Raw genomic sequence first — 25796 nt, 5'->3', positions numbered from 1 at the left:
TAGGTGCTCATATGAGCGTTTGACTCATCTGTACCAGCGCGACCCGGCTGCCGTCCGGTGCCTGCCGTTCCTCGATACCAAACGGGACGAACCCCAACTGCGGATAAAGCAGCAGCCCCGCCGTGTTGTGGTTGAAGCACGACACCCACACCTCGCGCGCGGCGAACTGTTCGCGGGCCAAGTCGATCATGCACTGCACCAGGTAGCGTGCTACGCCATGGCCACGGGCGGCCGGAGCGACCACCACGTTGCCCAATGCACATACGCCACCGTGGTCGGCCTTGTAGAAATTGGCAAAGCCCAGCACTACGCCATCCCCTTCGATCACCGTCGACCCGCTGCGCTGGGCAATGGCATCGCTCAGTTGGTCCGGCGTGAGTGGGTAGGTGGCCTTGGGGAACATATAGAACAGCTCATCCGCACCTTGCGGGAAACAGCAGATGGCGGCGATATCGTCGTGGCGCACGGGGCGGTGTGTCAGCTTCATGGGGTATGCCTTGGATCAGTGGGGCTCACTTCAAGGATACATCGTTGAACTTGAGTGCCTGTGTGCCGTTATCCCGTGTTGAGAAGATCAGCTTGATCGAAGGCGAATGCGTGCCCTTGCACTGTCCCCCTGTAGGAGCGGGCTTGCCCCGCGATCAAGGGCGAAGCCCTTGCCATGCCGGCGCGTTTCCAGGCCTGGCCAATCGCGGGATAAGCCCGCCCCAAAGGCTCTGCGGATCAAAGGGCTATGCATCGTTCAATCAGAGCGGGCTTATCCGGTGATGGGCCTATGGCTGTGCGCGCTGGCGCCCAACCTCCACGTCATCCATGATCGCCTTGGCCATGTCGCTGAGCAGATGCGCCGCCCAGCCGAGGTCCGCCTCGCCATCGGTCGCCGCCAGCAGCGTCATTCGCCGCACGCACTGCAGCATCGCCGAGGCCTGGTCCAACGCGAGGATCGCGTCCTGTCCCGGTTCCACCCGAAACAAAGGCGCATCACCCGTGCCGTAGCCAAAGCAGGTCACGCCTACTGTCTTGCTTGTCATCGTCATGCTCCTTGTCAGTGGCGTACCTGAACCTTGCTCAGCGCCATTTCCACCATGCCGCGAGCCGCCTCGATCTCGTGCATCGTGGCCAGGGTCAGTGCCTGAGCGGATGAGGCCTGATGGGAGAGGGTGTTCTGCTGGGCGATGGAGAGAGCGCAAACCAGGTATTCGGAGGTCTGCATCAGAATGTCTTCGAGCGAATGGGCGAGTTCGGTGGGGTAGGGTGGGTCGGGGACGATCTTTAACATGGTGGTCTCCTAGCTTCGAGAAGGCGCCACCACCATTTGCTGTCAAACAAGAGGGTGGCGGCAGTACGCGGGTTGACAGACCGAGGAAGCTAGGCACTCGGCGCGCCCGAAGGCGCCCCACGTACAACCGCCATAAAAGCGAATTGATGCGGGAATACGGAAAATCTGAAAATTTGAAGTAGTCGCGCATACCCTGTAGGAGCGGGCTTGTCCCGCGATCAAGGGCGAAGCCCTTGCCATGCCGGCACGTTTCCAGGCCTGGCCAATCGCGGGGCAAGCCCGCTCCTACAGAGACGGCGCCATGGCCTTTCAAATCCCAGGCATAAAAAAACCGACCATAAGGTCGGTTTCTTTCGGATCTTGGTGCCCCGAGGGAGACTCGAACTCCCACTCCTTTCGAAAACGGATTTTGAATCCGCCGCGTCTACCAATTCCGCCATCAGGGCTTGTGGGGGCGCAGTATAGAGAGCCTCCGTGGGTCGGTCAATCGGGTTTCATGGTCAATTTTCGCTCTTTGGGCTAAACTTTCCGACCCTGTCGAACCGAACACCATCATGCGCGTCGCCGATTTTTCCTTCGAACTCCCCGATTCCCTGATCGCCCGCCACCCCCTGGCCGAGCGCCATGGCAGCCGTCTGCTGGTCCTCGATGGGCCGAGCGGGGAGCTGGCGCACCGTCAGTTCACCGACCTGCTCGATTACCTGCGCCCCGGTGATCTGATGGTATTCAACAATACCCGGGTGATTCCGGCGCGGCTGTTTGGCCAGAAGGCCTCCGGCGGCAAGCTGGAAGTGCTGGTCGAGCGCGTGCTCGACACCTATCGGGTACTTGCCCATGTGCGCGCCAGCAAGGCGCCCAAGCCGGGCATGCAGATCCTCATCGACGGCGGCGGCGAAGCCGAGATGGTGGCGCGCCATGAGACTCTGTTCGAGCTGCGCTTCAGCGAAGAAGTGCTGCCGCTGCTCGAGCGTGTCGGCCATATGCCGCTGCCGCCCTACATCGACCGCCCGGACGAAGGCGCCGACCGCGAGCGCTACCAGACTGTCTACGCCGAGCGCGCCGGTGCCGTGGCCGCGCCGACCGCCGGCCTGCACTTCGACGAAGCGCTGCTGCAGAAGATCGCTGCCAAGGGCGTCGAGCGGGCCTTCGTCACTCTGCATGTGGGCGCCGGTACCTTCCAACCGGTACGAGTCGACAAGATCGAAGACCACCACATGCATAAAGAATGGCTGGAGGTCAGCCAGGACGTGGTCGACGCCGTCCAGGCGTGCCGTGCCCGAGGGGGCCGGGTGATCGCGGTGGGCACCACCAGCGTGCGTTCGCTGGAAAGTGCCGCTCGTGACGGCCAGCTGAAGGCCTTCAGCGGTGACACCGACATCTTCATCTACCCGGGCCGGCCGTTCCATGTAGTCGATGCCCTGGTCACCAACTTCCACCTGCCGGAGTCCACGCTGCTGATGCTGGTCTCGGCCTTCGCCGGCTACCCCGAGACCATGGCTGCCTACGCGGCGGCGGTCGAGCAGCGGTACCGCTTCTTCAGTTACGGTGATGCCATGTTCATCACCCGCAATCCGGCGCCACGCGGCCCCGAGGATCAAGCATGAGTCGCACCTGTCGAATGTCGTTCGAACTGCTGGCCACCGACGGCAAGGCCCGTCGCGGTCGCCTGACCTTCCCCCGTGGCACGGTGGAAACCCCGGCGTTCATGCCGGTGGGTACCTACGGCACGGTCAAGGGCATGCTGCCTCGCGACATCGAGGCCATCGGCGCCGAGATCATCCTGGGTAACACCTTCCACCTGTGGCTGCGCCCAGGCACCGAGGTGATCAAGAAGCACGGCAGCCTGCATGATTTCATGCAGTGGAAGGGCCCGATCCTCACCGATTCCGGCGGCTTCCAGGTGTTCAGCCTGGGCGCCATGCGCAAGATCAAGGAAGAGGGCGTGACTTTCGCCTCGCCGGTCGACGGTTCCAAGGTGTTCATGGGGCCGGAGGAGTCCATGCAGGTCCAGCGCGACCTGGGCTCGGACATCGTGATGATCTTCGACGAATGCACGCCGTACCCGGCCGAGCACGACGTGGCGCGCGCCTCGATGGAGCTGTCGCTGCGCTGGGCCCAGCGCTCGAAGAACGCCCACGCCGACAACACTGCGGCGCTGTTCGGTATCGTCCAGGGCGGTATGTACCAGGACCTGCGCATGCGCTCGCTGGAAGCGCTGGAGAATATCGGCTTCGACGGCCTGGCCATCGGTGGCCTGTCGGTGGGTGAGCCCAAGCACGAGATGATCAAGGTGCTGGATTACCTGCCCGGCCAGATGCCCGCTGACAAACCTCGTTACCTTATGGGGGTAGGCAAACCCGAGGATCTTGTAGAGGGTGTGCGCCGCGGCGTCGACATGTTCGACTGCGTGATGCCCACGCGCAATGCGCGCAACGGCCATCTGTTCGTCGATACCGGGGTGATCAAGATCCGCAACGCGTTCCATCGCCATGATGATTCGCCGCTGGATCCGACCTGTGACTGCTATACCTGCACCAACTTCTCCCGCGCCTATCTCCATCACCTGGATAAATGTGGCGAAATGTTGAGCAGCATGCTGAATACCATCCACAACTTGCGCCATTACCAGCGCTTGATGGCCGGTTTACGCGAGGCTATTCAACAAGGTAAATTGGCCGCCTTTGTCGACGCCTTCTACGCCAAGCGCGGGCTGCCCGTGCCGCCCTTGGACTGACTGTTTGCACTTATAAACTTATAGCAACTGGAGTGCCCAATGAGCTTTCTGATTCCCGCCGCCTACGCGGACGCTGCTGCCCCTGCCGCCGGCCCAGCCGGTACCGGCTTCGAATGGATCTTCCTGGTCGGTTTCCTGGTCATCTTCTACCTGATGATCTGGCGCCCGCAGGCCAAGCGTGCCAAGGAGCAGAAGAACCTGCTGAGCAACTTGCAAAAAGGTGACGAAGTTGTCACCAACGGCGGCATCGCTGGCAAGATCGTCAAAGTGGCCGACGACTTCGTGGTCCTGGAAGTGTCCGACAACGTCGAGCTGAAGTTCCAGAAGGGCGCCGTGGCTGCGACCCTGCCAAAAGGTACGCTCAAGGCTATCTGAGTTACCGGTTTTCTTTTCCAGTCGGGGCGCGCAACGCGCCCCGCGTCTTGAACGGGCGGCGTGATGCTGAACAAATACCCTCTGTGGAAATACCTGCTGATCCTGGTGGTACTGGCGATCGGCTTTATTTATTCCGCTCCCAACCTCTACCCGGATGACCCGGCGGTGCAGATCAGCGGTGCGAGCTCCGCGCTGCACGTGAGCCAGGCCGACCTGGACCGCGCCACCAAGGCGCTGACCGATGCCGGTATCGCCGTCAAGGGCGGCAGCCTGGGCGAGAAGGGCAGTGCGCTGGTGCGCCTGACCAACCAGGAAGACCAGCTCCCGGCCAAGGATGTGGTGCGCAAGGCACTGGGCGATGATTACGTCGTGGCCCTGAACCTGGCCCAGACCACCCCGCAATGGCTGCGCAACCTGGGCGCAAGCCCGATGAAACTGGGCCTGGACCTGTCCGGTGGTGTGCACTTCCTGCTGGAAGTGGACATGGACAAGGCCATGAGTGCCCGCATGAAAGTCTACGAAGGCGAGGTCAAGACCTTGCTGCGCAAAGAGCGCGTCCGCTACCGCAGCCTGCCCCAGCAGGATGGCGGCATCATGCTGGGCTTCGCCGACGATGCCACCCGCGAGCAGGCCCGTAGCCTGATCCGCAAGAATTTCAATGATTTCGACCTGACCACCACCGAGCGCAACGAGCTCGCCGTGCTGCGTCTGGCGCTGACCCCGGCGAAAGTGACCGAGATCCGCGAATACTCGATCAAGCAGAACCTGACCACCGTGCGCAACCGGGTCAACGAGCTGGGCGTGGCCGAGCCGCTGGTCCAGCGCCAGGGCGCCAACCGTATCGTGGTCGAGCTGCCAGGCGTGCAGGACACCGCCGAAGCCAAGCGTATCCTGGGCAAGACCGCCAACCTGGAGTTCCGTTTCGGTGCCGAGCCGGGTGCCTCCAAGGCCACCACCGAGGTCTTCGAGTTCCGCGAAGGCGGCCGTTCCGCCGCGGTCGAGCGTGGCCTGATCATCACCGGTGACCAGGTGACCGACGCCCAGGCCAGCTTCGACGAGCATGGCCGTCCGCAGGTCAATATTCGCCTGGACGGCCACGGTGGCGAGCTGATGAGCCGCGCCACCCGCAGCAACGTCGGCCGCAGCATGGCGGTGATCTTCATCGAGCAGAAGCCGATGACCCGCTACGAGAAGCAAGTGGTCGATGGCGTCGAGAAGGACGTGGCGATCCAGACCTTCAAGGAAGAGAAGAAGATCATCAGCCTGGCGACCATCCAGTCGCCGCTGGGCAGCCAGTTCCGCATCACCGGCCTGAACGGCCAGGGCGAGTCGTCCGAGCTTGCCTTGCTGCTGCGCGCCGGTGGCCTGGCCGCACCGATGTACTTCGCCGAAGAACGCACCATCGGCCCGAGCCTGGGTGCCGACAACATCACCAAGGGTATCGACGCGTCCCTGTGGGGCATGCTGTTCGTCTCGCTGTTCATCATCGCCATCTACCGCGCCTTCGGCGTGCTGGCCACCATCGCCCTGGCGGGCAACATGGTCCTGCTGCTGGCGCTGATGTCGCTGCTGGGCGCCACCCTGACCCTGCCGGGCATCGCCGGTATCGTGTTGACCATGGGTATGGCGGTGGACGCCAACGTGCTGATCTTCTCGCGTATCCGCGAAGAGATCGCCGCCGGCATGTCGGTGCAGCGCGCCATCCACGAGGGCTTCAACCGCGCCTACTCGGCGATCGTCGATGCCAACCTGACCACCCTGCTGGTCGGCGGCATCCTCTTCGCCATGGGTACCGGCCCGGTCAAGGGCTTCGCGGTCACCATGTCCCTCGGGATTTTCACCTCGATGTTCACCGCCGTCATGGTGACCCGTGCACTGGTCAACCTGACCTGTGGCGGGCGTGACATCAAGAAGCTGTGGGTTTGAGGGAGCTGCGATGAAAACCATCAACTTCATGGGCGTGCGCAATGTCGCGTTCGCCATCACCGTGCTCCTCACCGTCCTGGCGCTGTTCAGCTGGTGGCACAAGGGCCTGAACTTCGGCCTGGACTTCACCGGCGGTACGCTCATCGAGCTGACCTACGAGCGCCCGGCCGACCTCAAGGCGGTGCGTGCCGAGCTGGTCCAGTCCGGTTTCGACGAGGCCGTGGTGCAGAGCTTCGGCGCCACCACCGACCTGCTGGTGCGCATGCCTGGCGACGACCCGCAGTTGGGCAACCGCGTTGCCGCGGCGTTGCAGAAGGCCGGGGGCGACAACCCGGCCACGGTCAAGCGCGTCGAGTTCGTCGGCCCGCAGGTGGGTGAGGAACTGCGTGACCAGGGTGGCCTGGGCATGCTGCTGGCCCTGGGCGGCATCCTGGTCTACCTGGCCTTCCGCTTCCAGTGGAAGTTCGCCGTCGGCGCCATCGTTTCGCTGATCCACGACGTGGTGGTGACCCTGGGTATCCTGTCGTTCTTCCAGATCACTTTCGATCTGACGGTGTTGGCGGCGGTGCTGGCGATCATCGGCTACTCGCTCAACGACACCATCGTGGTGTTCGACCGGGTGCGTGAGAACTTCCGTGTGATGCGCAAGGCGTCGCTGATCGAGAACATCAACGTCTCGACCACCCAGACCCTGCTGCGTACCGTGGCCACCTCGGTGTCGACCTTGCTGGCCATCGCTGCGCTGCTGTTCTTCGGTGGCGACAACCTGTTCGGCTTCTCCCTGGCGCTGTTCATTGGCGTCATGGCCGGTACCTACTCGTCGATCTACATCGCCAACGTGGTGCTGATCTGGCTGAACCTGAGCAGCGAAGACCTGATCCCGCCGGTCAAGGCCGAGGGCGAGGACGACCGTCCGTAAGCTGTTCCAGGCCACCGTCTGGCGCAAAGAAAGGCGCGGGTATTGAACTCGCGCCTTTTTTTATGCTCCAAGGCTGGGAGAAGGCGGCTAACCCCGCCGGTATATCAGGAGGTTCACGTGAATAAATCAATGCTTGTGGGTGCGGTACTGGGTGCTGTCGGTGTGACCGCCGGAGGTGCTGTCGCCACCTACAGCTTGGTGAACAAGGGGCCGGAGTACGCCCAGGTTACGGACGTGCAGCCCATCAAGGAAACCATCAAGACGCCGCGCCAGGTGTGCAAGGACGTCACCGTGACGCGCCAGGCACCGGTGAAGGACCAGCACCAGATCGCCGGTACCGTGGTCGGTGCCATTGCTGGCGGCCTGCTGGGCAACCAGATCGGTGGTGGTTCGGGCAAGAAGATCGCTACCGTGGCCGGTGCCGTGGGCGGTGGTTACGCGGGCAACAAGGTGCAGGAGGGCATGCAGGAGCGTGACACCTATACCACTACGCAAACCCGCTGCAACACCGTCAATGACCTGAGCGAGAAGGTGGTCGGCTATAACGTGACCTACTCCATCGGCGATAAGGTTGGCCGAGTGAAGATGAATCATGAGCCGGGTTCTACCATTCCGTTGGACAAGAACGGCAACCTGGTGTTGAGCGAGAACCAGGCTGGGCAGTAAACCGCGATCTGCTTTTTTGTAGGAGCGGCCTTGCGCCGCGAAAGGGGTGCGAAGCGCCCCTAGGGTTTGAGCTTTGGCAGAAATTGCCGGGGCTGCTCTGCAGCCCTTTCGCGGCACAAGGCCGCTCCTACAGGGAGTTGCGCTACGCCTTGGACAACGGCCACAAAAAAGCCCGCAGCGATGCGGGCTTTTTTGTGGCATGTACGCAGCGCTTAGCGCTTCATGTACTCGGGCAGGTGCGGCTGGATGGCCGTCAGCACGGCCTTGAAGCACTTGATGTTGCCCGCGACGATGTGGCCCTTCTCGAGGAAGTCGTGGCCACCATTGAAGTCGCTCACCAGGCCACCGGCTTCCTGGATCAGCAGCACGCCTGCGGCCATGTCCCACTCGGACAGGCCCGACTCCCAGAAGGCGTCGAAGCGGCCGGCGGCCACGTAGGCCAGGTCCAGGCTGGCGGAACCGGCGCGGCGGATGCCAGCGGTCTGGCCGGTCAGCGCGCGGAACATGCCCAGGTAGTTGTCCAGGTCGGCCATCTGGTTGTCACGGAACGGGAAGCCGGTACCCAGCAGGGCGCCTTCCAGGCTGGTGCGCGAGCTGACGCGCAGGCGACGACCGTTGAGCTGGGCGCCGCGACCGCGGCTGGCGGTGAATTCTTCCTGGCGAACCGGGTCGACGATGACGGCATGCTCGAGGCGGCCGCGGTATTTGCAGGCGATGCTGACCGCAAAGTGAGGAACGCCACGCAGGAAGTTGGTGGTGCCGTCCAGTGGATCGATGATCCACAGGTAGTCCTTGCCTTCTTCACCGGTACCGGCGTGCAGGCCGGTTTCTTCACCTTGGATGGAGTGGTTCGGGTAGGCCTTGCGCAGGGCGTTGACGATGGTCTGCTCGGCGGCGCGGTCAACCTCGGACACGTAGTCCTTGGCTTCTTTCTCGTCGACTTTGATGCTGTCCAGGCGTTCGATGGAGCGGAAAATCAATTCACTGGCGCTGCGAGCGGCGCGCAGGGCGATATTCAGCATAGGCTGCATGGGCGTTTCACCTGGGATGTTAAAGAGGAAAGCCGCATAGTCTATCAGAAATCTGCTTCGGCAGAAGGGTGACATGTGCTTTCGTGGCGTTACGTCCGTCGCTTCTGTAAGATCGTTTGCCCTGTTATCCACATCCGTGAGCTCAACACCTTGTTGCAGAATATTCGTGTTGTTCTGGTCAATACCAGCCACCCCGGCAATATCGGCGGCGCTGCACGTGCCATGAAAAACATGGGCCTGTCGCGCCTGGTGCTGGTCCAGCCTCTGGATTTCCCTGCCGTGGATGCCACGGCGCGCGCGTCCGGCGCCGACGATGTGCTGGACAACGCCCAAGTCGTCAACAGCCTCGAAGAAGCATTGGTCGGCTGCAGCCTGGCGATCGGCACCAGTGCCCGCGAGCGCAGCATCCCCTGGCCGTTGCTCGACCCCCGCGAATGCGGTGCCAAGGTCGTCGAGCATGCCGGCGTCGGTGAGGAAATCGCCCTTGTGTTCGGTCGCGAGCACGCCGGCCTGACCAACGAAGAGCTGCAGCGATGTCACTTCCACGTGCACATTCCCTCGAACCCCGACTTCAGCTCGCTCAACCTCGCCGCGGCGGTCCAGGTGCTCTCCTACGAGGTGCGCATGGCCTGGCTGGCGGCCCAGGGCGCGCCGACGAAGGTCGAGAAGTTCGAAGCCAACTCGCTGCGCAGCGGCGAGCTGGCGACCATGGACGAGATGGAGCTGTTCTACGAGCACCTGGAAAAAACCCTGGTGCAGATCGGCTTCCTTGACCCGGAGAAGCCCAAGCACCTGATGCCGCGCCTGCGCCGGCTCTATGGGCGCAGTTCGGTCAATCGTTCGGAAATGAGCATTTTGCGCGGCATCCTCACCGAGACCCAGAAAGTCGCACGGGGCGAGCCGCATAAGCGGAAGGACTAGAAAAAGATGTTCGAACGTCTGCGCGAAGATATCCAGAGCGTATTCCATCGTGACCCGGCGGCGCGCAATGCCTTCGAGGTGCTGACCTGCTACCCGGGCATGCATGCCATCTGGCTGCACCGTCTGGGCCATGCCCTGTGGGTACGCGAGTTCAAGTGGCTGGCACGCCTGGTGTCGAACTTCGGTCGCTGGCTGACCGGCATCGAGATCCATCCCGGCGCTACCATCGGCCGGCGTTTCTTCATCGACCACGGCATGGGCATCGTCATCGGCGAGACCGCCGAGATCGGTGACGATGTCACCCTGTACCAGGGTGTGACCTTGGGCGGCACCAGCTGGAACAAGGGCAAGCGCCACCCGACCCTGGAGAACGGCGTGGTGGTCGGGGCGGGGGCCAAGGTGCTCGGCCCGTTCACCGTCGGTGCCGGGGCCAAGATCGGCTCCAATGCCGTGGTGACCAAGGCGGTGCCTGCCGGTGCCACGGCCGTGGGTATCCCGGGGCGGATCATCGTCAAGGCCGAGGACAGCGAGGTCGAGGCCAAGCGCAAGGCCATGGCCGAGAAGATCGGCTTCGATGCCTACGGTGTCAGTGGTGATATGCCCGACCCAGTGGCCCGCGCCATCGGCCAGATGCTCGATCACCTGCAGGCGGTCGACGAACGGCTCGAAGGCATGTGCGGTGCGTTGACCAAGCTGGGCAGCGACTATTGCGGCAAGGAACTGCCCGCGCTGCCCGAGGACGACTTCGTCGAGGTCAAGCAGACCGCGCAGAGCGACACCCAGGCGCATTGATTGCGGCGCGATGAGATATGGGGCGTGTGCTCACGCCCCTGGTCTGTTAGACTCGCGCCCGCCTCCCCGATGCATACCCGACTAAAGCACTAGGTCTAATAGTTGACTTAAATGCTCGGGAATCGCATACTCGCACACATCCTGTAACTCCCGTGGTACCCATTAGCCATGCGACTGACTACCAAAGGCCGATATGCCGTGACCGCCATGCTTGACCTGGCGTTGCATGCGCAGCATGGGCCGGTGTCTTTGGCCGACATTTCCGAGCGCCAGGGCATTTCCCTTTCTTATCTGGAACAGCTGTTCGCCAAGCTGCGCCGCGGCAGCCTGGTTTCCAGCGTGCGCGGCCCGGGCGGCGGCTACCAGCTGTCGCGGGGCATGGAAACCATCCAGGTGGCCCAGGTCATCGACGCGGTCAACGAATCGGTCGATGCCACCCGTTGCCAGGGCCTGGGGGACTGTCACGCCGGCGACACCTGCCTGACCCACCACCTGTGGTGCGACCTCAGCCAGCAGATCCATGAGTTCCTCAGCGGCATCAGCCTGGCCGACCTGGTCGAGCGCCGCGAGGTGCAGGAAGTCGCCCATCGCCAGGACCTGCGCCGCGTCTCGGGCCGTACCGCCCGGATGGACAAGATTGAGACGTCCGCCGTCGACTGATCGCAGCGACGAGCGACGCCACCGCCTGATAGGAGATACCCAATGAAGTTGCCGATCTACCTCGATTACTCCGCGACCACTCCGGTCGATCCGCGCGTCGCCCAGAAGATGGCCGACTGCCTGCTGGTCGACGGGAACTTCGGTAACCCGGCCTCGCGTTCCCACGTGTTCGGCTGGAAGGCCGAGGAAGCCGTCGAGAACGGCCGTCGCCAGGTTGCCGAGCTGATCAACGCCGACCCGCGCGAGATCGTCTGGACCAGTGGTGCCACCGAGTCCGACAACCTCGCCCTCAAGGGCGTGGCGCACTTCTATCAGACCAAGGGCAAGCACATCATCACCTCCAAGATCGAGCACAAGGCGGTCCTGGACACCGCTCGCCAGCTCGAGCGCGAAGGTTTCGAAGTCACCTACCTCGAGCCCGGTGAAGACGGCATCGTCACCCCGGCCATGGTCGAGGCGGCCCTGCGCGAAGACACCATCCTGGTCTCGCTGATGCACGTGAACAACGAAGTCGGCTCGATCAACGACATCGCCGCCATCGGTGAACTGACCCGCTCGCGCGGTGTGTTGTTCCACGTCGATGCCGCCCAGTCCGCCGGCAAGGTCGAGATCGACCTGCAGAAGCTGAAGGTCGACCTGATGTCGTTCTCGGCGCACAAGGTCTACGGCCCGAAAGGTATCGGCGCGCTGTACGTCAGCCGCAAGCCGCGCGTACGCCTGGAAGCCATCATCCATGGCGGTGGCCATGAGCGCGGCATGCGCTCGGGTACCCTGCCGACCCACCAGATCGTCGGCATGGGCGAGGCCTTCGCCATCGCCAAGCAGGAGATGGCCGCCGAGAACGTGCGCATCAAAGCCCTGAGCGACCGCTTCTTCGAGCAGGTATCCAACCTCGAGGAACTGTACGTCAACGGTAGCCGTACGGCTCGCGTGCCGCACAACCTGAACCTGAGCTTCAACTACGTCGAAGGCGAGTCGCTGCTGATGTCGCTCAAGGACATCGCCGTATCGTCCGGCTCGGCCTGCACCTCCGCTTCGCTCGAGCCGTCCTACGTGCTGCGCGCCCTGGGCCGCAACGACGAGCTGGCGCACAGCTCGATCCGCTTCTCCTTCGGCCGCTTCACCACCGAGGAAGAAGTCGACTACGCCGCGCAGAAAGTCTGCGAGGCAGTGAACAAACTGCGCGAATTGTCGCCGCTGTGGGACATGTACAAAGACGGCGTCGACATCTCCAAGATCGAGTGGGCCGCCCACTAAGCAGTCGCCGGCAAGAGCGGCTCCCTGATGAGGAAGGAATTGCACCATGGCATACAGTGAAAAGGTCATCGACCACTACGAAAACCCGCGCAACGTCGGCAAGATGAACGCCGACGACCCTGATGTCGGTACCGGCATGGTCGGCGCGCCGGCCTGCGGCGACGTCATGCGCCTGCAGATCAAGGTCAACGAGCAGGGCATCATCGAAGACGCCAAGTTCAAGACCTACGGCTGTGGCTCGGCCATCGCCTCCAGCTCCCTGGCCACCGAGTGGATGAAGGGCAAGACCCTGGACGAAGCCGAGACCATCAAGAACACCCAGTTGGCCGAAGAACTGGCGCTGCCGCCGGTCAAGATCCACTGCTCGGTGCTCGCGGAAGACGCCATCAAGGCCGCTGTTCGCGACTACAAGCAGAAGAAAGGCTTGGTCTAAGACGCGTGTGCGCTAACTGAAGTTGAGGAAAGAGTTCCGATGGCTATCAGCATGACAGAAGCCGCCGCCAACCACGTGCGGCGTTCCCTCGAAGGGCGCGGCAAGGGCGAGGGCATCCGCCTGGGCGTGCGCACCACCGGCTGCTCGGGCCTGGCCTATGTGCTGGAGTTCGTCGATGAAGTGGCGGCCGAAGACCAGGTCTTCGAGAACCATGGCGTGAAGGTCATCATCGACCCCAAGAGCCTGGTCTACCTCGACGGCACCGAGCTGGACTTCGTCAAGGAAGGGTTGAACGAAGGCTTCAAGTTCAACAACCCCAACGTGCGCGGTGAGTGTGGCTGCGGCGAAAGCTTCAATGTCTGAGGCTTGACGTGGGTACTCCTTGCCATTTCGCCCTGTTTGACCTGCAGCCCGGCTTCCGTCTGGACCTCGACAAGCTGGCCACGCGCTATCGCGAGCTGGCCCGCGAGGTCCACCCGGACCGCTTCGCCGATGCCTCCGAGCGCGAGCAGCGCGTCGCGCTGGAGAAATCCGCGGCCCTCAACGAGGCCTACCAGACCCTGCGCAGCGCCCCACGGCGTGCCCGCTACCTGCTGGCCATCGGCGGCCACGAAGTGCCCCAGGAAGTCACGGTCCACGACCCGGACTTCCTGCTGCAGCAGATGCAGTGGCGCGAAGAGCTCGAAGAGCTGCAGGACGAAGCCGACCTCGACGGTGTCGCTGTCTTCAAGAAACGCCTGAAAGCCGCCCAGGAGACGTTGAACGAGGATTTCGCCGCCTGCTGGGATGTGGCTGCCGAGCGTGACAGGGCAGAGCGCCTGATGCGCCGCATGCAGTTCCTCGACAAGCTCGCCCAGGAAGTGCGCCAACTCGAAGAGCGCCTCGACGATTAACCCCGGCGTTGCACGTGACGACGCCTAAGGTACTCAGATAAGCATGGCCCTACTGCAGATCGCCGAACCCGGTCAAAGCCCCCAACCGCACCAGCGCCGCCTGGCGGTGGGGATTGACCTGGGCACCACCAATTCCCTGGTCGCCGCCGTACGCAGCGGTCGCAGCGAACCGCTGCCCGATGCGCAGGGCAATGTCATCCTGCCCTCGGCGGTACGTTACCTCGACGGCGGCATCGACGTAGGCCTGGCGGCCCGCGAAGCGGCTTCCAGCGACCCGCTGAACACCATCTTGTCGGTCAAGCGCCTGATGGGGCGCGGCCTGGCCGACGTCAAGCAGCTGGGCGAACAGCTGCCGTACCGCTTCGTCGGTGGCGAGTCGCACATGCCGTTCATCGACACTGTCCAGGGGGCGAAGAGCCCGGTGGAGGTGTCCGCCGACATTCTCAAGGTGCTGCGCCAGCGTGCCGAGCAAACCCTCGGCGGCGAACTGGTGGGCGCAGTGATCACCGTGCCGGCCTATTTCGACGACGCCCAGCGTCAGGCCACCAAGGATGCCGCACGCTTGGCCGGCCTCAACGTGCTGCGCCTGCTCAACGAGCCGACCGCCGCTGCCGTGGCCTATGGCCTGGATGAGAAGGCCGAAGGCGTGGTAGCCATCTATGACCTGGGTGGCGGTACCTTCGACATTTCCATCCTGCGCCTGACGGCGGGCGTGTTCGAAGTGCTGGCCACCGGTGGCGACAGCGCCCTGGGGGGCGATGACTTCGACCATGCCATCGCCGGCTGGATCGTCGAGCAGGCCGGGCTGTCGTCCGACCTCGACCCCAGCGCCCAACGCCAGCTGCTCCAGGCTGCCTGCGCCGCCAAGGAAGCCTTGACCGACGCCGACGTGGTCAGCGTACGCCACGGTACCTGGCAGGGTGAGCTGACCCGCGCCGCTTTCGAAGCCCTGATCGAACCACTGGTCGCCCGCAGCCTCAAGGCCTGCCGCCGCGCCGTGCGCGACAGCGGTGTCGAGCTCGAAGAGGTGGGGGCCGTGGTGATGGTGGGCGGTTCGACCCGCGTCCCGCGTGTGCGCGAGGCCGTAGGTGGGCTGTTCGGCCGTACCCCGCTGACGTCGATCGACCCGGACCAGGTGGTGGCCATCGGCGCCGCCATCCAGGCCGACACCCTGGCCGGCAACCGCCGCGAGGGTGGCGAGCTGTTGCTGCTGGACGTCATCCCGCTGTCCCTGGGCCTGGAGACCATGGGCGGGCTGATGGAAAAGGTGATTCCGCGCAATACCACCATCCCGGTGGCCCGCGCCCAGGAGTTCACCACCTATAAAGATGGCCAGTCGGCCATGATGATCCACGTCCTGCAGGGCGAGCGCGAGCTGATCAGCGACTGCCGCTCCCTGGCACGCTTCGAACTGCGCGGCATTCCGGCCATGGTCGCCGGCGCGGCGAAGATCCGTGTCACCTTCCAGGTCGACGCCGACGGCCTGCTCAGCGTCTCGGCCCGCGAGCTGGGTTCTGGCGTGGAATCGAGCATCCAGGTCAAGCCGTCCTATGGCCTGACCGATGGCGAGATCGCCCGCATGCTCAAGGATTCGTTCGAGCACGCCGGCTCCGACAAGCAGGCGCGCCAGCTGCGCGAGCACCAGGTCGACGGCGAGCGCCTGCTCGAGGCGGTGCAGGGCGCCCTGGATGCCGACGGCGAGCGGTTGCTCAGCGCCGAGGAGCGCGAAGCGATCGAGTACCAGATGCAAGAATTGCGTGATTTGCTCACCGGCACCGATGGCGCGGCCATCGAGCAGCAGACCAAGCGTCTGTCGCAGGTGACCGATGCTTTTGCCGCCCGTCGCCTTGATTCGACGGTCAAAGCCGCACTGGCCGGGCGCAACCTGAATGAGATCGAGGAGTAACCGATGCCCCAGGTGATTTTCCTGCCGCACGAGAAGTTCTGCCCGGAGGGGCTGGTGGTAGAGGTGGAGCCAGGCACCAACATCCTGGAGCTGGCCCACGAGCATCACATCGAGATGGAAAGCGCCTGTGGTGGCGTTTGCGCCTGCACCACCTGCCACTGCATCGTCCGCGAGGGTTTCGACTCGCTGGAAGAAGCCGATGAGCTGGAAGAGGATATGCTGGACAAGGCCTGGGGCCTGGAAGCGCAATCGCGCCTGGCCTGCCAGGTGATCGTCGGCGACGAAGACCTGACGATCGAAATCCCCAAATACTCCCTCAACCACGCCGCCGAAGCGCCGCACTGAGGTTCCAGCATGAGCCTGAAATGGATTGATGTACTTGAAATCGCCATCCAGCTTGCGGAAAGCAAGCCGGACGTCGATCCTCGTTATGTGAATTTCGTCGATCTGCACCGCTGGGTGCTGGCCTTGCCAGAATTCAGCGACGATCCGTCACGCGGCGGTGAGAAAGTGCTCGAGGCCATCCAGGCGGCCTGGATCGAAGAAGCCGACTGAGCGTCACCTGCAGGTTAGGCAATCCCCTGGAACCCGCGTATAATTCGCGGGTTTAATTTTTCGCAACACTCAATTTTGGAGTTATCCATGGCTGTTCAACGTACCTTCTCCATCATCAAGCCTGACGCCGTCGCCAAGAACGTCATCGGCGAGATCACCACTCGCTTCGAAAAAGCCGGCCTGCGCGTCGTCGCTTCGAAGATGAAGCAACTGTCCAAGGCCGAGGCTGAAGGCTTCTACGCTGAGCACAAAGAGCGCGGCTTCTTCGCCGACCTGGTTGCCTTCATGACTTCGGGCCCGGTCATCGTTCAGGTTCTGGAAGGCGAAAACGCCGTTCTGGCCAACCGCGAACTGATGGGCGCCACCAACCCGAAAGAAGCTGCTGCCGGCACCATCCGCGCCGACTTCGCCGTTTCCATCGACGAGAACGCTGTTCACGGTTCCGACTCGGAAGCTTCGGCTGCCCGCGAAATCGCTTACTTCTTCTCCGCTACCGAGCTGTGCGACCGCATTCGCTAAGCGAAGCAGGTCTTGGGTGATTCCATGAGTGACATGACTGGCAAGATCAACCTGTTGGGCCTGACCCTGCAGGAAATGGAAAAATTCTTCGAGTCCATCGGAGAGAAGCGTTTTCGTGCCGGTCAGGTCATGAAATGGATTCACCACTTCGGCGTCGATGATTTCGCCGCCATGACCAATGTCGGCAAGGCCTTGCGCGAAAAGCTCGAGGCCGTTGCCGAGATTCGGGGCCCAGAGGTGGTCAGCGAAGACATTTCCGCCGACGGTACCCGCAAGTGGGTGGTCCGCGTTGCCTCCGGCAGCTGCGTCGAGACCGTCTACATCCCCACCGACGACCGCGGCACCCTGTGCGTCTCGTCGCAAGCCGGCTGCGCCTTGGACTGCAGTTTCTGCTCCACCGGCAAGCAGGGCTTCAACAGCAACCTCACCGCCGCCGAAGTGATCGGCCAGGTGTGGCTTGCCAACAAATCCTTCGGTACCGTCCCGGCCAAGATCGACCGCGCCATCACCAACGTGGTCATGATGGGCATGGGCGAACCGCTTTTGAATTTCGACAATGTCATCGCCGCCATGAAGATCATGATGGAAGATCTGGGCTATGGCATTTCCAAGCGCCGCGTCACGCTGTCCACCTCGGGCGTGGTGCCGATGATCGACGAACTGGCCAAGCACATCGACGTGTCGCTGGCGCTGTCGCTGCACGCGCCGAACGACGAACTGCGCAACCAGCTGGTTCCGATCAACAAGAAGTACCCGCTCAAGGTCCTGCTGGACTCGTGCATGCGCTACATGTCCACCCTGGGTGGCAAGCGCGTGTTGACCGTCGAGTACACCTTGCTCAAGGACGTCAACGACCAGCCCGAGCATGCGGCGCAGATGATCGAGCTGCTGCGCGACGTGCCGTGCAAGATCAACCTGATCCCGTTCAACCCGTTCCCGCATTCGGGCTACGAGCGGCCGAGCAACAACGCCATCCGCCGCTTCCAGGACCTGCTGCACCACGGCGGCTTCAACGTCACCACCCGTACCACCCGCGGCGAGGACATCGACGCTGCCTGTGGCCAGCTGGTGGGCCAGGTCATGGACCGCACCCGTCGTAGCGAGCGCTACATCGCCGTGCGCCAGCTGAGCGCCGACGCGGAGCTCCAAGACAACGCCGTGCGCCACTGACAGGACCCGGCCATGACCTTGCGCGCCGCGCTGTCGATCCTGACGCTTTCGCTGCTGGCCGGCTGCGTGTCCGGTGGCGCGGGCGACCCCCTGGCCAGTCGCCAGGGGCGGGAGGAAGCAGGGCGGGCCTACGTGCAGTTGGGCCTGGGTTATTTGCAACAAGGTTTGACCGGGCAGGCCAAGGCGCCGCTGGTCAAGGCCCTGGCCCTCGACGGCAACGACGCCGATGCCCACGCCGCCCTGGCCCTGGTGTTCCAGGTCGAAGGCGAGCCGGCCCTGGCCGAGACGCACTTTCGCAAGGCCCTGTCGGCCCGCCCGGGCGACACACGAATTCGCAACAACTACGGCAGTTTCCTTTATGCTCAGGGGCAATTTCGCCAGGCCCAGCAGATGTTTCGCCAAGCCGCGGCCGATACCCTGTATCCTGAGCGCTCGCGGGTCTACGAGAACCTCGGCCTGGTCGCCTTGACGCTGGGACGTCGTGACCAGGCACGCGAATACCTGGGCAAGGCCCTGCAACTCGACCCTCGGCAACCGAAAGCGTTGCTGGAAATGGCTGAGTTGTCCTACGAAAACAGGCATTATGTGCCGGCCCGGGACTACTACGATCGTTTCAGCCAGCTGAGCGACGCGAATGCCCGAAGCCTGCTGTTGGGCAGCCGCCTTGCCAGGGCCTTCGATGAGCCGGGCACCGTGGCAGAGCTGGGCCAGCAATTACAACGACTTTATCCCGGTACGCCGGAATATCAGCAATACCTGTCGGAGCAACGATGAAAGCCGCGCACCCCGAAGTAGCAGCAGCGACTCGCCAGAATCCCGGTGAGGTCTTGCGCCAGGCCCGCGAGAACCGGGCGTGGTCGCAAGCCGAGGTGGCCCGCAAGCTCAACCTCACGGTCAGTTCGTTGAACAACCTGGAAAACGGCGCCTTCGACAAGCTGCCGGGGCATACCTTCGCCCGCGGCTATATCCGTGCCTATGCCAAGCTGATGGACATGGACCAGGCGCCGCTGGTCGAGGCTTTCGACCAATACACCGGCACCCATGCCAAGGGCAGCGAGGTTCATTCGCTGGGCCGTATCGAAGAGCCGGTGCGCCTTTCGCACAATATCCTGCGCGGTGTCAGCCTGTTGCTGCTGGTGGTCGTGGTCGGCGGTGGCTTCTTCTGGTGGCAGGACCAAAGCAGCCTGCGCGGCAAGGACCTGGCCAAGATGGCCCTGGAGCACGTCGAAGTCGAAAGCGCCGACGGCACCACCCAGATCCACCCGCTGGACGAGCCTGAAGACCAGGCGGTGACCGCGGGCCAACAGCCTGAAGCTGCACCGCTGCCGCTGGAGCAAGCCGAAAGCGCTGCAGCGCCAGAGGCAGGCAGCGCCAGCGCGACGCCGGCCGAGCCGGCTGCCACGCCTGCGCCCGCTGCCCCGGCGGTAGCCCCGGCACCGGCCGAAGCTGCAGCCCCGGCGGCCTCGACGCCACCGGCCACCCCGGTCGCGCCGGCCCCCAGTACTCCCGCTGCTGCCGCCGCGCCAGCTGCCCCGGCCACTCCGGTTGCCCCCGTTGTTGCGGCTGCAACCACGTCCCAGGCTGCTCCGGCCGAAATCCCGGCCGGCAGCGGCAAGGTACAGATCCAGTTCACCGCCGATTGCTGGACCCAGGTCACCGACGGCAACGGCAAGGTGCTCTTCAGCGCGATCAAGCGCAAGGGCGACAGCCTCGACCTGAGCGGCAAGCCTCCGTTCGCAGTGCGCCTGGGCTTCGCCCGTGGCGCACAGGTCAGCTACAACGGCCAGGCGGTCGATGTAGCTCCGTTCACCAGTGGCGAGACCGCTCGCCTGAAGTTGGGACAGTAAGTCATGCACGGCGAATCTCCGATCAAACGTCGCGAATCCCGGAAGATCTGGGTCGGCAATGTACCGGTGGGCGGTGATGCGCCCATCGCAGTGCAGAGCATGACCAACACCGACACCAACGATGTCGCGGCCACCGTGGCGCAGATCCAGCGCCTGGTCGATGCCGGCGTCGATATCGTCCGTGTCTCGGTGCCGGACATGGACGCCGCCGAGGCGTTCGGCCGCATCAAGCAGCAGGTCAGCGTGCCGCTGGTCGCCGACATCCATTTCGACTACCGCATCGCCCTGCGCGTGGCCGAGCTGGGGGTCGACTGCCTGCGCATCAACCCGGGCAACATCGGTCGTGAAGACCGTGTGCGCGCAGTGGTCGATGCCGCCCGTGACCGCGGCATCCCGATCCGCATCGGCGTCAACGCCGGCTCCCTGGAAAAGGACCTGCAGAAGAAATACGGCGAGCCGACCCCGGCCGCACTGGTCGAGTCGGCCTTGCGCCATGTGGAGCACCTCGACCGCCTGGACTTCCAGGACTTCAAGGTCAGCGTCAAGGCCTCCGACGTATTCATGGCTGTCGAAGCCTACCGCCTGTTGGCCAAAGAGATCGTCCAGCCGTTGCACCTGGGCATCACCGAAGCCGGTGGCCTGCGCTCGGGGACGGTGAAATCCGCCGTCGGCCTCGGTATGCTGCTGGCCGAAGGCATCGGCGATACCATCCGCATTTCCCTGGCCGCCGACCCGGTCGAGGAAGTGAAGGTCGGCTACGACATTCTCAAGTCGCTGCACCTGCGCTCGCGTGGCATCAACTTCATCGCCTGCCCCAGCTGCTCGCGGCAGAACTTCGATGTGGTCAAGACCATGAACGAGCTGGAAGGGCGCCTGGAAGACCTGCTGGTGCCGATGGACGTGGCCGTGATCGGCTGCGTGGTCAACGGCCCGGGCGAAGCCAAGGAGTCCCACGTGGGGCTGACCGGCGGTACGCCGAACCTGGTCTACATCGATGGCAAGCCGTCGCAGAAGCTGACCAATGACAACTTGGTCGATGAGCTGGAAAAACTCATCCGCCAGAAAGCGGCCGAAAAGGCCGAGGCCGACGCGGCGCTGATCGCCCGCGGCTGATACCCAGATTCGTAAGGATTTTTCGTGAGCAAATCGCTGCAAGCCATCCGTGGCATGAACGACATCCTGCCCGAGCAGTCGCCCCTGTGGCGCTACTTCGAGGGCACCGTGGCCGGCCTGCTGGACACCTACGGCTACAGCCAGATCCGCACGCCGATCGTCGAGTTCACCGAGCTGTTCAAACGCTCCATCGGTGAAGTCACCGACATCGTCGAAAAAGAGATGTACACCTTCGAGGACCGCAACGGCGACTCGCTGACCCTGCGCCCCGAAGGCACCGCCGCCTGCGTGCGCGCCGTGCTCGAGCATGGCATCACCGGCAACGGCCAGGTGCAGAAGCTCTGGTACATCGGCCAGATGTTCCGCCACGAGCGCCCACAGAAGGGCCGCTACCGCCAGTTCCACCAGATCGGTGTGGAAGTGTTCAACCTGGAAGGCCCCGATGTCGATGCCGAGCTGATCATGCTGACCTGGCGTCTGTGGGGCCTGCTCGGCATCCAGGACGCGGTCAAGCTCGAGCTCAACAGCCTGGGTACCAGCGAAGCCCGCGCGCGCTACCGTGACGCACTGGTCGAGTTCCTGTCGGCTCGCCTCGAGCAACTGGACGAAGACAGCCAGCGCCGCCTCAAGAGCAACCCGCTGCGCATCCTCGACAGCAAGGACCAGGGCACCCAGGCGGTACTGGTCGACGCACCGAAGCTCGAGGACTACCTGGACGAAGAATCCCGCGTGCACTTCGAGGGCCTCAAGGCCCGCCTGGACGCCGCCGGCATTCCGTTCGTGATCAACACCAAGCTGGTTCGTGGCCTGGACTACTACAGCAAGACCGTGTTCGAGTGGGTCACCGACAAGCTCGGGGCCCAGGGCACCGTTTGCGCCGGTGGCCGCTACGATGGCCTGGTCGAGCAGATGGGCGGCAAGCCGACCCCGGGCGTGGGCTTCGCCATGGGCATCGAGCGCCTGATCCTGCTGCTCGAGACCCTGGGCAAGGTGCCTGAGTCCATCAGCCGCCAGATCGACGTGTACCTGTGCGCCTTCGGCGAGCAGGCCGAGCTCGCCGGCCTGCGCCTGTCCGAGACCCTGCGCGATCGCCTGCCGGGCCTGCGCCTGGCGGTCAACGCCGGTGGCGGCAGCTTCAAGAGCCAATTCAAGAAAGCCGACAAGAGCGGGGCGCTGTTCGCCCTGATCCTCGGCGACGACGAGCTCGCGCAGCGCGTGATCGGCGTCAAGCCCCTGCGTGGCCAGGGCGAACAACAGAACATTGCCTGGGATGCTCTGGCCGAGCATCTGCAAGCCGCTTTCGCCCCGGCGTGAAGCGGACCAACCAGCCGAATTGCTGAAAAGGAGTATTGGGGTGTCGAGTACCGATGATGAAGGCCTGGCCGCAGCCAAGGACTGGTGGAACCGCAACGGCAAGCCGCTGCTGACCGGTGCCCTGCTGGCCGCCGCGGTGGTGATGGGCTGGCAGACCTGGCAGAAATACCAGACCAACCAGTCCCAGGGTGCCTCGGCCTTGTACCAGGCCTTGTTGGAAACCAGCCTGACGCCGAACGGCCAGCCCGACGCGGCCAAGGTCGCCGAGCTGTCCGGCAAGCTCAAGAGCGAGTTCGGTGGTTCGGCCTACGCCCAGTACGGCAGCCTCTTCGTGGCCAAGGTCGCGGTCGAGAGCGGCAAGCTGGACGACGCCGCTGCCGAGCTCAAGGGCGTGATGGACAAGCCGGCCGATGCCACCCTGGGCGAGATCTCGCGTCAGCGCCTGGCCCGCGTTCTGGCTGCCCAGGACAAGGCCGAGGAAGCCCTGAAGCTGCTCGATGGCGATACCGACAAAGCCTTCCAGGCCAGCCGCGAAGAGCTCAAAGGCGACCTGCTGGTCCAGCTGGGCCGCGCCGACGATGCCCACGGTGCCTATGAAAAAGCCAAGGCCGCGCTGTCTGACGACGCCGCGATCGGTGGCCTGCAACTGAAGCTGGATGACCTGGCCAAAGGGGACGCCTGACGTGATCGGTTGGAAACAAGCAGCAGTGTTGACCCTGGCCGTGCTGGCGGCAGGTTGCAGCAGCAACAGCAAGAAGGAACTGCCCCCGGCCGAACTGACCAAGTTCACCGAGGAAGTGGTGCTCAAGAAGCAATGGAGCCGCTCGATCGGTGACGGCCAGGGCAAGACTTACAACACCCTGGTACCGGCCATCGAGAACGACCGCATCTACGCCTCGGACGTCAACGGCCGGGTCATGGCCTTGGACCGCATCAACGGCGACGTGGTGTGGAAGCAGGACCTGGACCTGCCGGTTTCCGGCGCTGTGGGCGTTGGCTACGGCCTGGTCATGCTCGGTACCCTCAAGGGTGAGGTGATCGCCCTGGATGCCAGCACCGGTGAAGAGCGTTGGCGTTCGCGGGTGACCAGCGAAGTGCTGGCTCCGCCGGCCAACAATGGCGATGTGGTCGTGGTGCAGACCCAGGACGATCGCCTGATCGGCCTGGATGCCGCGACCGGCGACCGCCTGTGGATCTACGAGAACACCCCGGCCGTACTGACCCTGCGTGGCACCGGCGCGCCGGTCGTGACCAACCGCCTGGCCGTTGCCGGCCTGTCCACCGGCAAGGTGATCGCCGTGGACATCCGCAACGGTGTGCCGGTGTGGGAAAGCCGTGTGGCCATCCCCCAGGGCCGTTCCGAGTTGGACCGCGTGGTCGATATCGACGGCGGCCTGCTGTTGTCCGGCGGCACCCTCTACGTGAGCACCTACCAGGGCCGCGTCGCCGGTCTGGACCTGGAAAGCGGCCGCGTGCTGTGGCAACGCGATGCGTCGAGCTACGTGGGTGTCGCCCAGGGCTTCGGCAACGTCTACGTCAGCGAGGCGTCGGGCACCGTCGAGAGCATCGACGAGCGTTCGTCCACCGCGCTGTGGAGCAACGACAGCATGGCGCGCCGCCAGTTGTCGGCCCCGGAGGTGTTTTCCAGCTATGTGGCCGTGGGCGACTTCGAAGGCTACCTGCACCTGCTCAGCCAGGTCGATGGTCGCTTCGTCGGCCGTGAGAAGATCGACAGCGATGGCCTGCGCGCCCGGCCCCTGGTGGTCGGCGACACCATCTACGTCTTCGGCAACAGCGGCAAGCTCGAGGCACTGACCCTGCGCTGAAGCTAAGCTTGGGGTCGCATTCGGTCCCGAGCGGCGGCGCATGATGCGCCGCACGAACTCCGGCCGCTGCCTTGCAGCGGCCTTTGCATTTTCAAGAATTCAAGAGTGGAGAGCCGCATGGTTCCCGTAATCGCCCTGGTGGGACGGCCGAACGTCGGCAAATCCACCATGTTCAACCGCCTGACCAAGACCCGCGATGCCATCGTCGGCGACCTGTCGGGCCTGACCCGTGACCGCCAGTATGGCGATGCCACCTGGCAGGGTCGCTCCTACATCCTGATCGACACCGGCGGTATCACCGGCGACGAAGTGGGCATGGACGAGAAGATGGCCGAGCAGTCGCTGATGGCTATCGAGGAAGCCGACTATGTCCTGTTCCTGGTAGACGCCCGCGCCGGCATGACCGCTGCCGACCAGATGATCGCCGAGCACCTGCGCAAGCGGAACAAGGAAGCCATCCTGGTCGCCAACAAGATCGACAACATCGATGCGGACGTCGCCCGCGCCGAGTTCTCGCCCTTGGGCATGGGCAACGCCATTCCGGTGGCCGGCTCCCAGGGCCGTGGCATCAACGCGCTGATGGAAGCCGTGCTCGGCCATATCCCGCGCGACAAGGTCGAGGAAGCCCTCGACGAGGAAGTCGCCGAAGGCGAGGAGGCCACGCGCATCCCGGGCCCGAGCGAGAAGGATGGCATCAAGATCGCCATCATCGGCCGCCCCAACGTCGGCAAGTCGACCCTGGTCAACCGCATGCTCGGCGAAGAGCGCGTGGTGGTATACGACCAGCCGGGTACCACCCGCGACAGTATCTACATCCCGTTCGAGCGCGACGACGAGAAGTACACCTTCATCGACACCGCTGGGGTGCGCAAGCGCGGCAAGATCCACGAGGAAGTCGAGAAGTTCTCGGTGGTCAAGACGCTGCAGGCGATCAAGGACGCCAACGTGGTGATCTTCGTCATGGATGCCCGCGAAGGCGTGGTCGACCATGACCTGAACCTGCTGGGCTTTGCCCTGGAAGCCGGCCGTGCCATCGTCATCGCCTTGAACAAGTGGGACGGCATGGAGCCGAGCGAGCGCGACTACGTCAAGACCGAGCTGGAGCGCCGGCTGTTCTTCGTCGACTTCGCCGACATCCACTTCATCTCCGCCCTGCACGGCACGGGCGTAGGTCACCTGTACAAGTCGGTGCAGGCTGCATTCAAATCTGCCGTCACCCGCTGGCCGACCAGCCGCCTGACCCAGATCCTCGAGGATGCCATCAGCGAGCACCAGCCGCCGATGGTCAACGGTCGCCGGATCAAGCTGCGCTATGCCCACCTCGGTGGCGCGAACCCGCCGCTGATCGTGATCCACGGCAACCAGACCGACAAGATCCCGCGCTCCTACTCGCGCTACCTGGAAAACACCTACCGCCGGGTACTCAAGCTGGTCGGCACGCCGATCCGCATCGAGTACAAGGGCAGCGACAACCCGTTCGAGGGCAAGAAGAACACCCTCACCGACCGCCAGGTCAACAAGAAGCGCCGCCTGATGTCGCACCACAAGAAGGCCGAGAAGAAGCGCAAGGACAAGCGCAAGTAAGCCCCGCGCTCTGCTACAGCCCCATCGCGGGACAAGCCCGCTCCCACAGGTTCACCGGCCGCGGTAAGTCTGTAGG

Annotated in this window: 29 protein-coding genes and 1 tRNA gene; 25 read left to right on the top strand and 5 right to left on the bottom strand. The window is 63.9% G+C overall.

Annotated features, from left to right (window positions below):
* Positions 1 to 7: 7 nt before the first annotated feature.
* The 4 genes from K8374_RS19645 to K8374_RS19630 all read right to left on the bottom strand — a co-directional run bounded on the left by K8374_RS19645 (position 8) and on the right by K8374_RS19630 (position 1725).
* Positions 8 to 487: a GNAT family N-acetyltransferase gene (locus K8374_RS19645; protein ID WP_224456850.1), complete on the bottom strand. Its 480-nt coding sequence runs from the start codon at positions 485 to 487 to the stop codon at positions 8 to 10.
* A 286-nt stretch (positions 488 to 773) separates the two neighbouring features.
* Positions 774 to 1031 (bottom strand): DUF3077 domain-containing protein, encoded by a 258-nt coding sequence (locus K8374_RS19640; protein ID WP_172403054.1) that lies wholly within the window; start codon positions 1029 to 1031, stop codon positions 774 to 776.
* A 14-nt stretch (positions 1032 to 1045) separates the two neighbouring features.
* Positions 1046 to 1279 (bottom strand): hypothetical protein, encoded by a 234-nt coding sequence (locus K8374_RS19635; protein WP_224456849.1) that lies wholly within the window; start codon positions 1277 to 1279, stop codon positions 1046 to 1048.
* 361 nt (positions 1280 to 1640) lie between these two features.
* Positions 1641 to 1725, bottom strand: a tRNA-Leu gene (locus K8374_RS19630).
* A 108-nt stretch (positions 1726 to 1833) separates the two neighbouring features.
* On the opposite strand from K8374_RS19630, the gene queA reads away from it, so the two are divergent.
* From queA to K8374_RS19600, 6 genes are all read left to right on the top strand, one after another.
* Entirely contained in the window at positions 1834 to 2883 is a 1050-nt protein-coding gene (gene queA / locus K8374_RS19625) for a tRNA preQ1(34) S-adenosylmethionine ribosyltransferase-isomerase QueA (protein ID WP_224456848.1), read from the top strand.
* Positions 2884 to 2897: 14 nt separating this feature from the next.
* Entirely contained in the window at positions 2898 to 4013 is a 1116-nt protein-coding gene (gene tgt, locus K8374_RS19620) for a tRNA guanosine(34) transglycosylase Tgt (protein WP_172403058.1), read from the top strand.
* Positions 4014 to 4052: 39 nt separating this feature from the next.
* A complete protein-coding gene (yajC, locus tag K8374_RS19615; protein ID WP_010223473.1) occupies positions 4053 to 4388 on the top strand; it encodes a preprotein translocase subunit YajC in 336 nt (111 codons plus the stop codon).
* Positions 4389 to 4451: 63 nt separating this feature from the next.
* Positions 4452 to 6314: a protein translocase subunit SecD gene (gene secD, locus K8374_RS19610; RefSeq protein ID WP_084858497.1), complete on the top strand. Its 1863-nt coding sequence runs from the start codon at positions 4452 to 4454 to the stop codon at positions 6312 to 6314.
* 10 nt (positions 6315 to 6324) lie between these two features.
* Positions 6325 to 7233, top strand: coding sequence for a protein translocase subunit SecF (gene secF, locus K8374_RS19605; RefSeq protein ID WP_224456847.1), 909 nt, complete (start codon positions 6325 to 6327; stop codon positions 7231 to 7233).
* 117 nt (positions 7234 to 7350) lie between these two features.
* Complete coding sequence (locus K8374_RS19600) at positions 7351 to 7899, top strand: glycine zipper 2TM domain-containing protein (protein ID WP_084858495.1); 549 nt, start codon at positions 7351 to 7353, stop codon at positions 7897 to 7899.
* Between the two features lie 212 nt (positions 7900 to 8111).
* Here the strand turns inward: K8374_RS19600 and suhB are convergent, their stop codons facing one another.
* On the bottom strand, positions 8112 to 8930 hold the full coding sequence (gene suhB / locus K8374_RS19595) for an inositol-phosphate phosphatase (protein ID WP_084858494.1): 819 nt from the start codon (positions 8928 to 8930) through the stop codon (positions 8112 to 8114).
* Positions 8931 to 9080: 150 nt separating this feature from the next.
* On the opposite strand from suhB, the gene trmJ reads away from it, so the two are divergent.
* From trmJ to der, 19 genes are all read left to right on the top strand, one after another.
* Positions 9081 to 9851: a tRNA (cytosine(32)/uridine(32)-2'-O)-methyltransferase TrmJ gene (gene trmJ / locus K8374_RS19590; RefSeq protein ID WP_224456846.1), complete on the top strand. Its 771-nt coding sequence runs from the start codon at positions 9081 to 9083 to the stop codon at positions 9849 to 9851.
* Positions 9852 to 9857: 6 nt separating this feature from the next.
* Positions 9858 to 10643, top strand: coding sequence for a serine O-acetyltransferase (gene cysE, locus K8374_RS19585; protein WP_224456845.1), 786 nt, complete (start codon positions 9858 to 9860; stop codon positions 10641 to 10643).
* Between the two features lie 168 nt (positions 10644 to 10811).
* The gene (iscR, locus tag K8374_RS19580; protein ID WP_084858491.1) at positions 10812 to 11303 is read left to right on the top strand and encodes a Fe-S cluster assembly transcriptional regulator IscR; all 492 of its coding nucleotides are present in this window, start codon (positions 10812 to 10814) and stop codon (positions 11301 to 11303) included.
* A 42-nt stretch (positions 11304 to 11345) separates the two neighbouring features.
* Entirely contained in the window at positions 11346 to 12560 is a 1215-nt protein-coding gene (locus tag K8374_RS19575) for an IscS subfamily cysteine desulfurase (protein ID WP_084858490.1), read from the top strand.
* 46 nt (positions 12561 to 12606) lie between these two features.
* Positions 12607 to 12993, top strand: a complete 387-nt coding sequence (gene iscU / locus K8374_RS19570) for a Fe-S cluster assembly scaffold IscU (RefSeq protein ID WP_084858489.1) — start codon at positions 12607 to 12609, stop codon at positions 12991 to 12993.
* Between the two features lie 39 nt (positions 12994 to 13032).
* A complete protein-coding gene (gene iscA / locus K8374_RS19565) occupies positions 13033 to 13356 on the top strand; it encodes an iron-sulfur cluster assembly protein IscA (protein WP_084858488.1) in 324 nt (107 codons plus the stop codon).
* An 8-nt stretch (positions 13357 to 13364) separates the two neighbouring features.
* Positions 13365 to 13886 (top strand): co-chaperone HscB, encoded by a 522-nt coding sequence (gene hscB, locus K8374_RS19560; protein ID WP_224456844.1) that lies wholly within the window; start codon positions 13365 to 13367, stop codon positions 13884 to 13886.
* A 43-nt stretch (positions 13887 to 13929) separates the two neighbouring features.
* Positions 13930 to 15792: a Fe-S protein assembly chaperone HscA gene (hscA, locus tag K8374_RS19555; RefSeq protein WP_224456843.1), complete on the top strand. Its 1863-nt coding sequence runs from the start codon at positions 13930 to 13932 to the stop codon at positions 15790 to 15792.
* Positions 15793 to 15795: 3 nt separating this feature from the next.
* Entirely contained in the window at positions 15796 to 16137 is a 342-nt protein-coding gene (gene fdx / locus K8374_RS19550; RefSeq protein ID WP_084858485.1) for an ISC system 2Fe-2S type ferredoxin, read from the top strand.
* A 9-nt stretch (positions 16138 to 16146) separates the two neighbouring features.
* On the top strand, positions 16147 to 16347 hold the full coding sequence (iscX, locus tag K8374_RS19545) for a Fe-S cluster assembly protein IscX (protein ID WP_023382209.1): 201 nt from the start codon (positions 16147 to 16149) through the stop codon (positions 16345 to 16347).
* Between the two features lie 87 nt (positions 16348 to 16434).
* A complete protein-coding gene (gene ndk, locus K8374_RS19540) occupies positions 16435 to 16866 on the top strand; it encodes a nucleoside-diphosphate kinase (RefSeq protein ID WP_023382208.1) in 432 nt (143 codons plus the stop codon).
* Between the two features lie 24 nt (positions 16867 to 16890).
* A complete protein-coding gene (gene rlmN, locus K8374_RS19535) occupies positions 16891 to 18036 on the top strand; it encodes a 23S rRNA (adenine(2503)-C(2))-methyltransferase RlmN (RefSeq protein ID WP_084858484.1) in 1146 nt (381 codons plus the stop codon).
* 12 nt (positions 18037 to 18048) lie between these two features.
* Entirely contained in the window at positions 18049 to 18810 is a 762-nt protein-coding gene (gene pilW, locus K8374_RS19530) for a type IV pilus biogenesis/stability protein PilW (RefSeq protein WP_224456842.1), read from the top strand.
* Complete coding sequence (locus K8374_RS19525; RefSeq protein WP_224456841.1) at positions 18807 to 19883, top strand: helix-turn-helix domain-containing protein; 1077 nt, start codon at positions 18807 to 18809, stop codon at positions 19881 to 19883. Before pilW ends, K8374_RS19525 begins: the two co-directional genes overlap by 4 nt.
* 3 nt (positions 19884 to 19886) lie before the next feature.
* A complete protein-coding gene (ispG, locus tag K8374_RS19520) occupies positions 19887 to 20996 on the top strand; it encodes a flavodoxin-dependent (E)-4-hydroxy-3-methylbut-2-enyl-diphosphate synthase (RefSeq protein WP_224456840.1) in 1110 nt (369 codons plus the stop codon).
* A 24-nt stretch (positions 20997 to 21020) separates the two neighbouring features.
* Entirely contained in the window at positions 21021 to 22310 is a 1290-nt protein-coding gene (gene hisS / locus K8374_RS19515; RefSeq protein WP_084854594.1) for a histidine--tRNA ligase, read from the top strand.
* 40 nt (positions 22311 to 22350) lie between these two features.
* Entirely contained in the window at positions 22351 to 22992 is a 642-nt protein-coding gene (locus tag K8374_RS19510) for a tetratricopeptide repeat protein (RefSeq protein ID WP_084854593.1), read from the top strand.
* Between the two features lies 1 nt (position 22993).
* Positions 22994 to 24136 (top strand): outer membrane protein assembly factor BamB, encoded by a 1143-nt coding sequence (bamB, locus tag K8374_RS19505; RefSeq protein WP_224459367.1) that lies wholly within the window; start codon positions 22994 to 22996, stop codon positions 24134 to 24136.
* A gap of 117 nt (positions 24137 to 24253) precedes the next feature.
* Positions 24254 to 25720, top strand: coding sequence for a ribosome biogenesis GTPase Der (der, locus tag K8374_RS19500; protein WP_084854591.1), 1467 nt, complete (start codon positions 24254 to 24256; stop codon positions 25718 to 25720).
* The last annotated feature ends 76 nt before the right edge of the window (positions 25721 to 25796 follow it).

Source organism: Pseudomonas sp. p1(2021b) (assembly GCF_020151015.1).
GTDB lineage: Bacteria > Pseudomonadota > Gammaproteobacteria > Pseudomonadales > Pseudomonadaceae > Aquipseudomonas > Aquipseudomonas putida_K.
The sequence above is the reverse complement of the archived record's forward strand: the minus strand, read 5'-3'. Positions and strand labels throughout refer to the sequence as shown.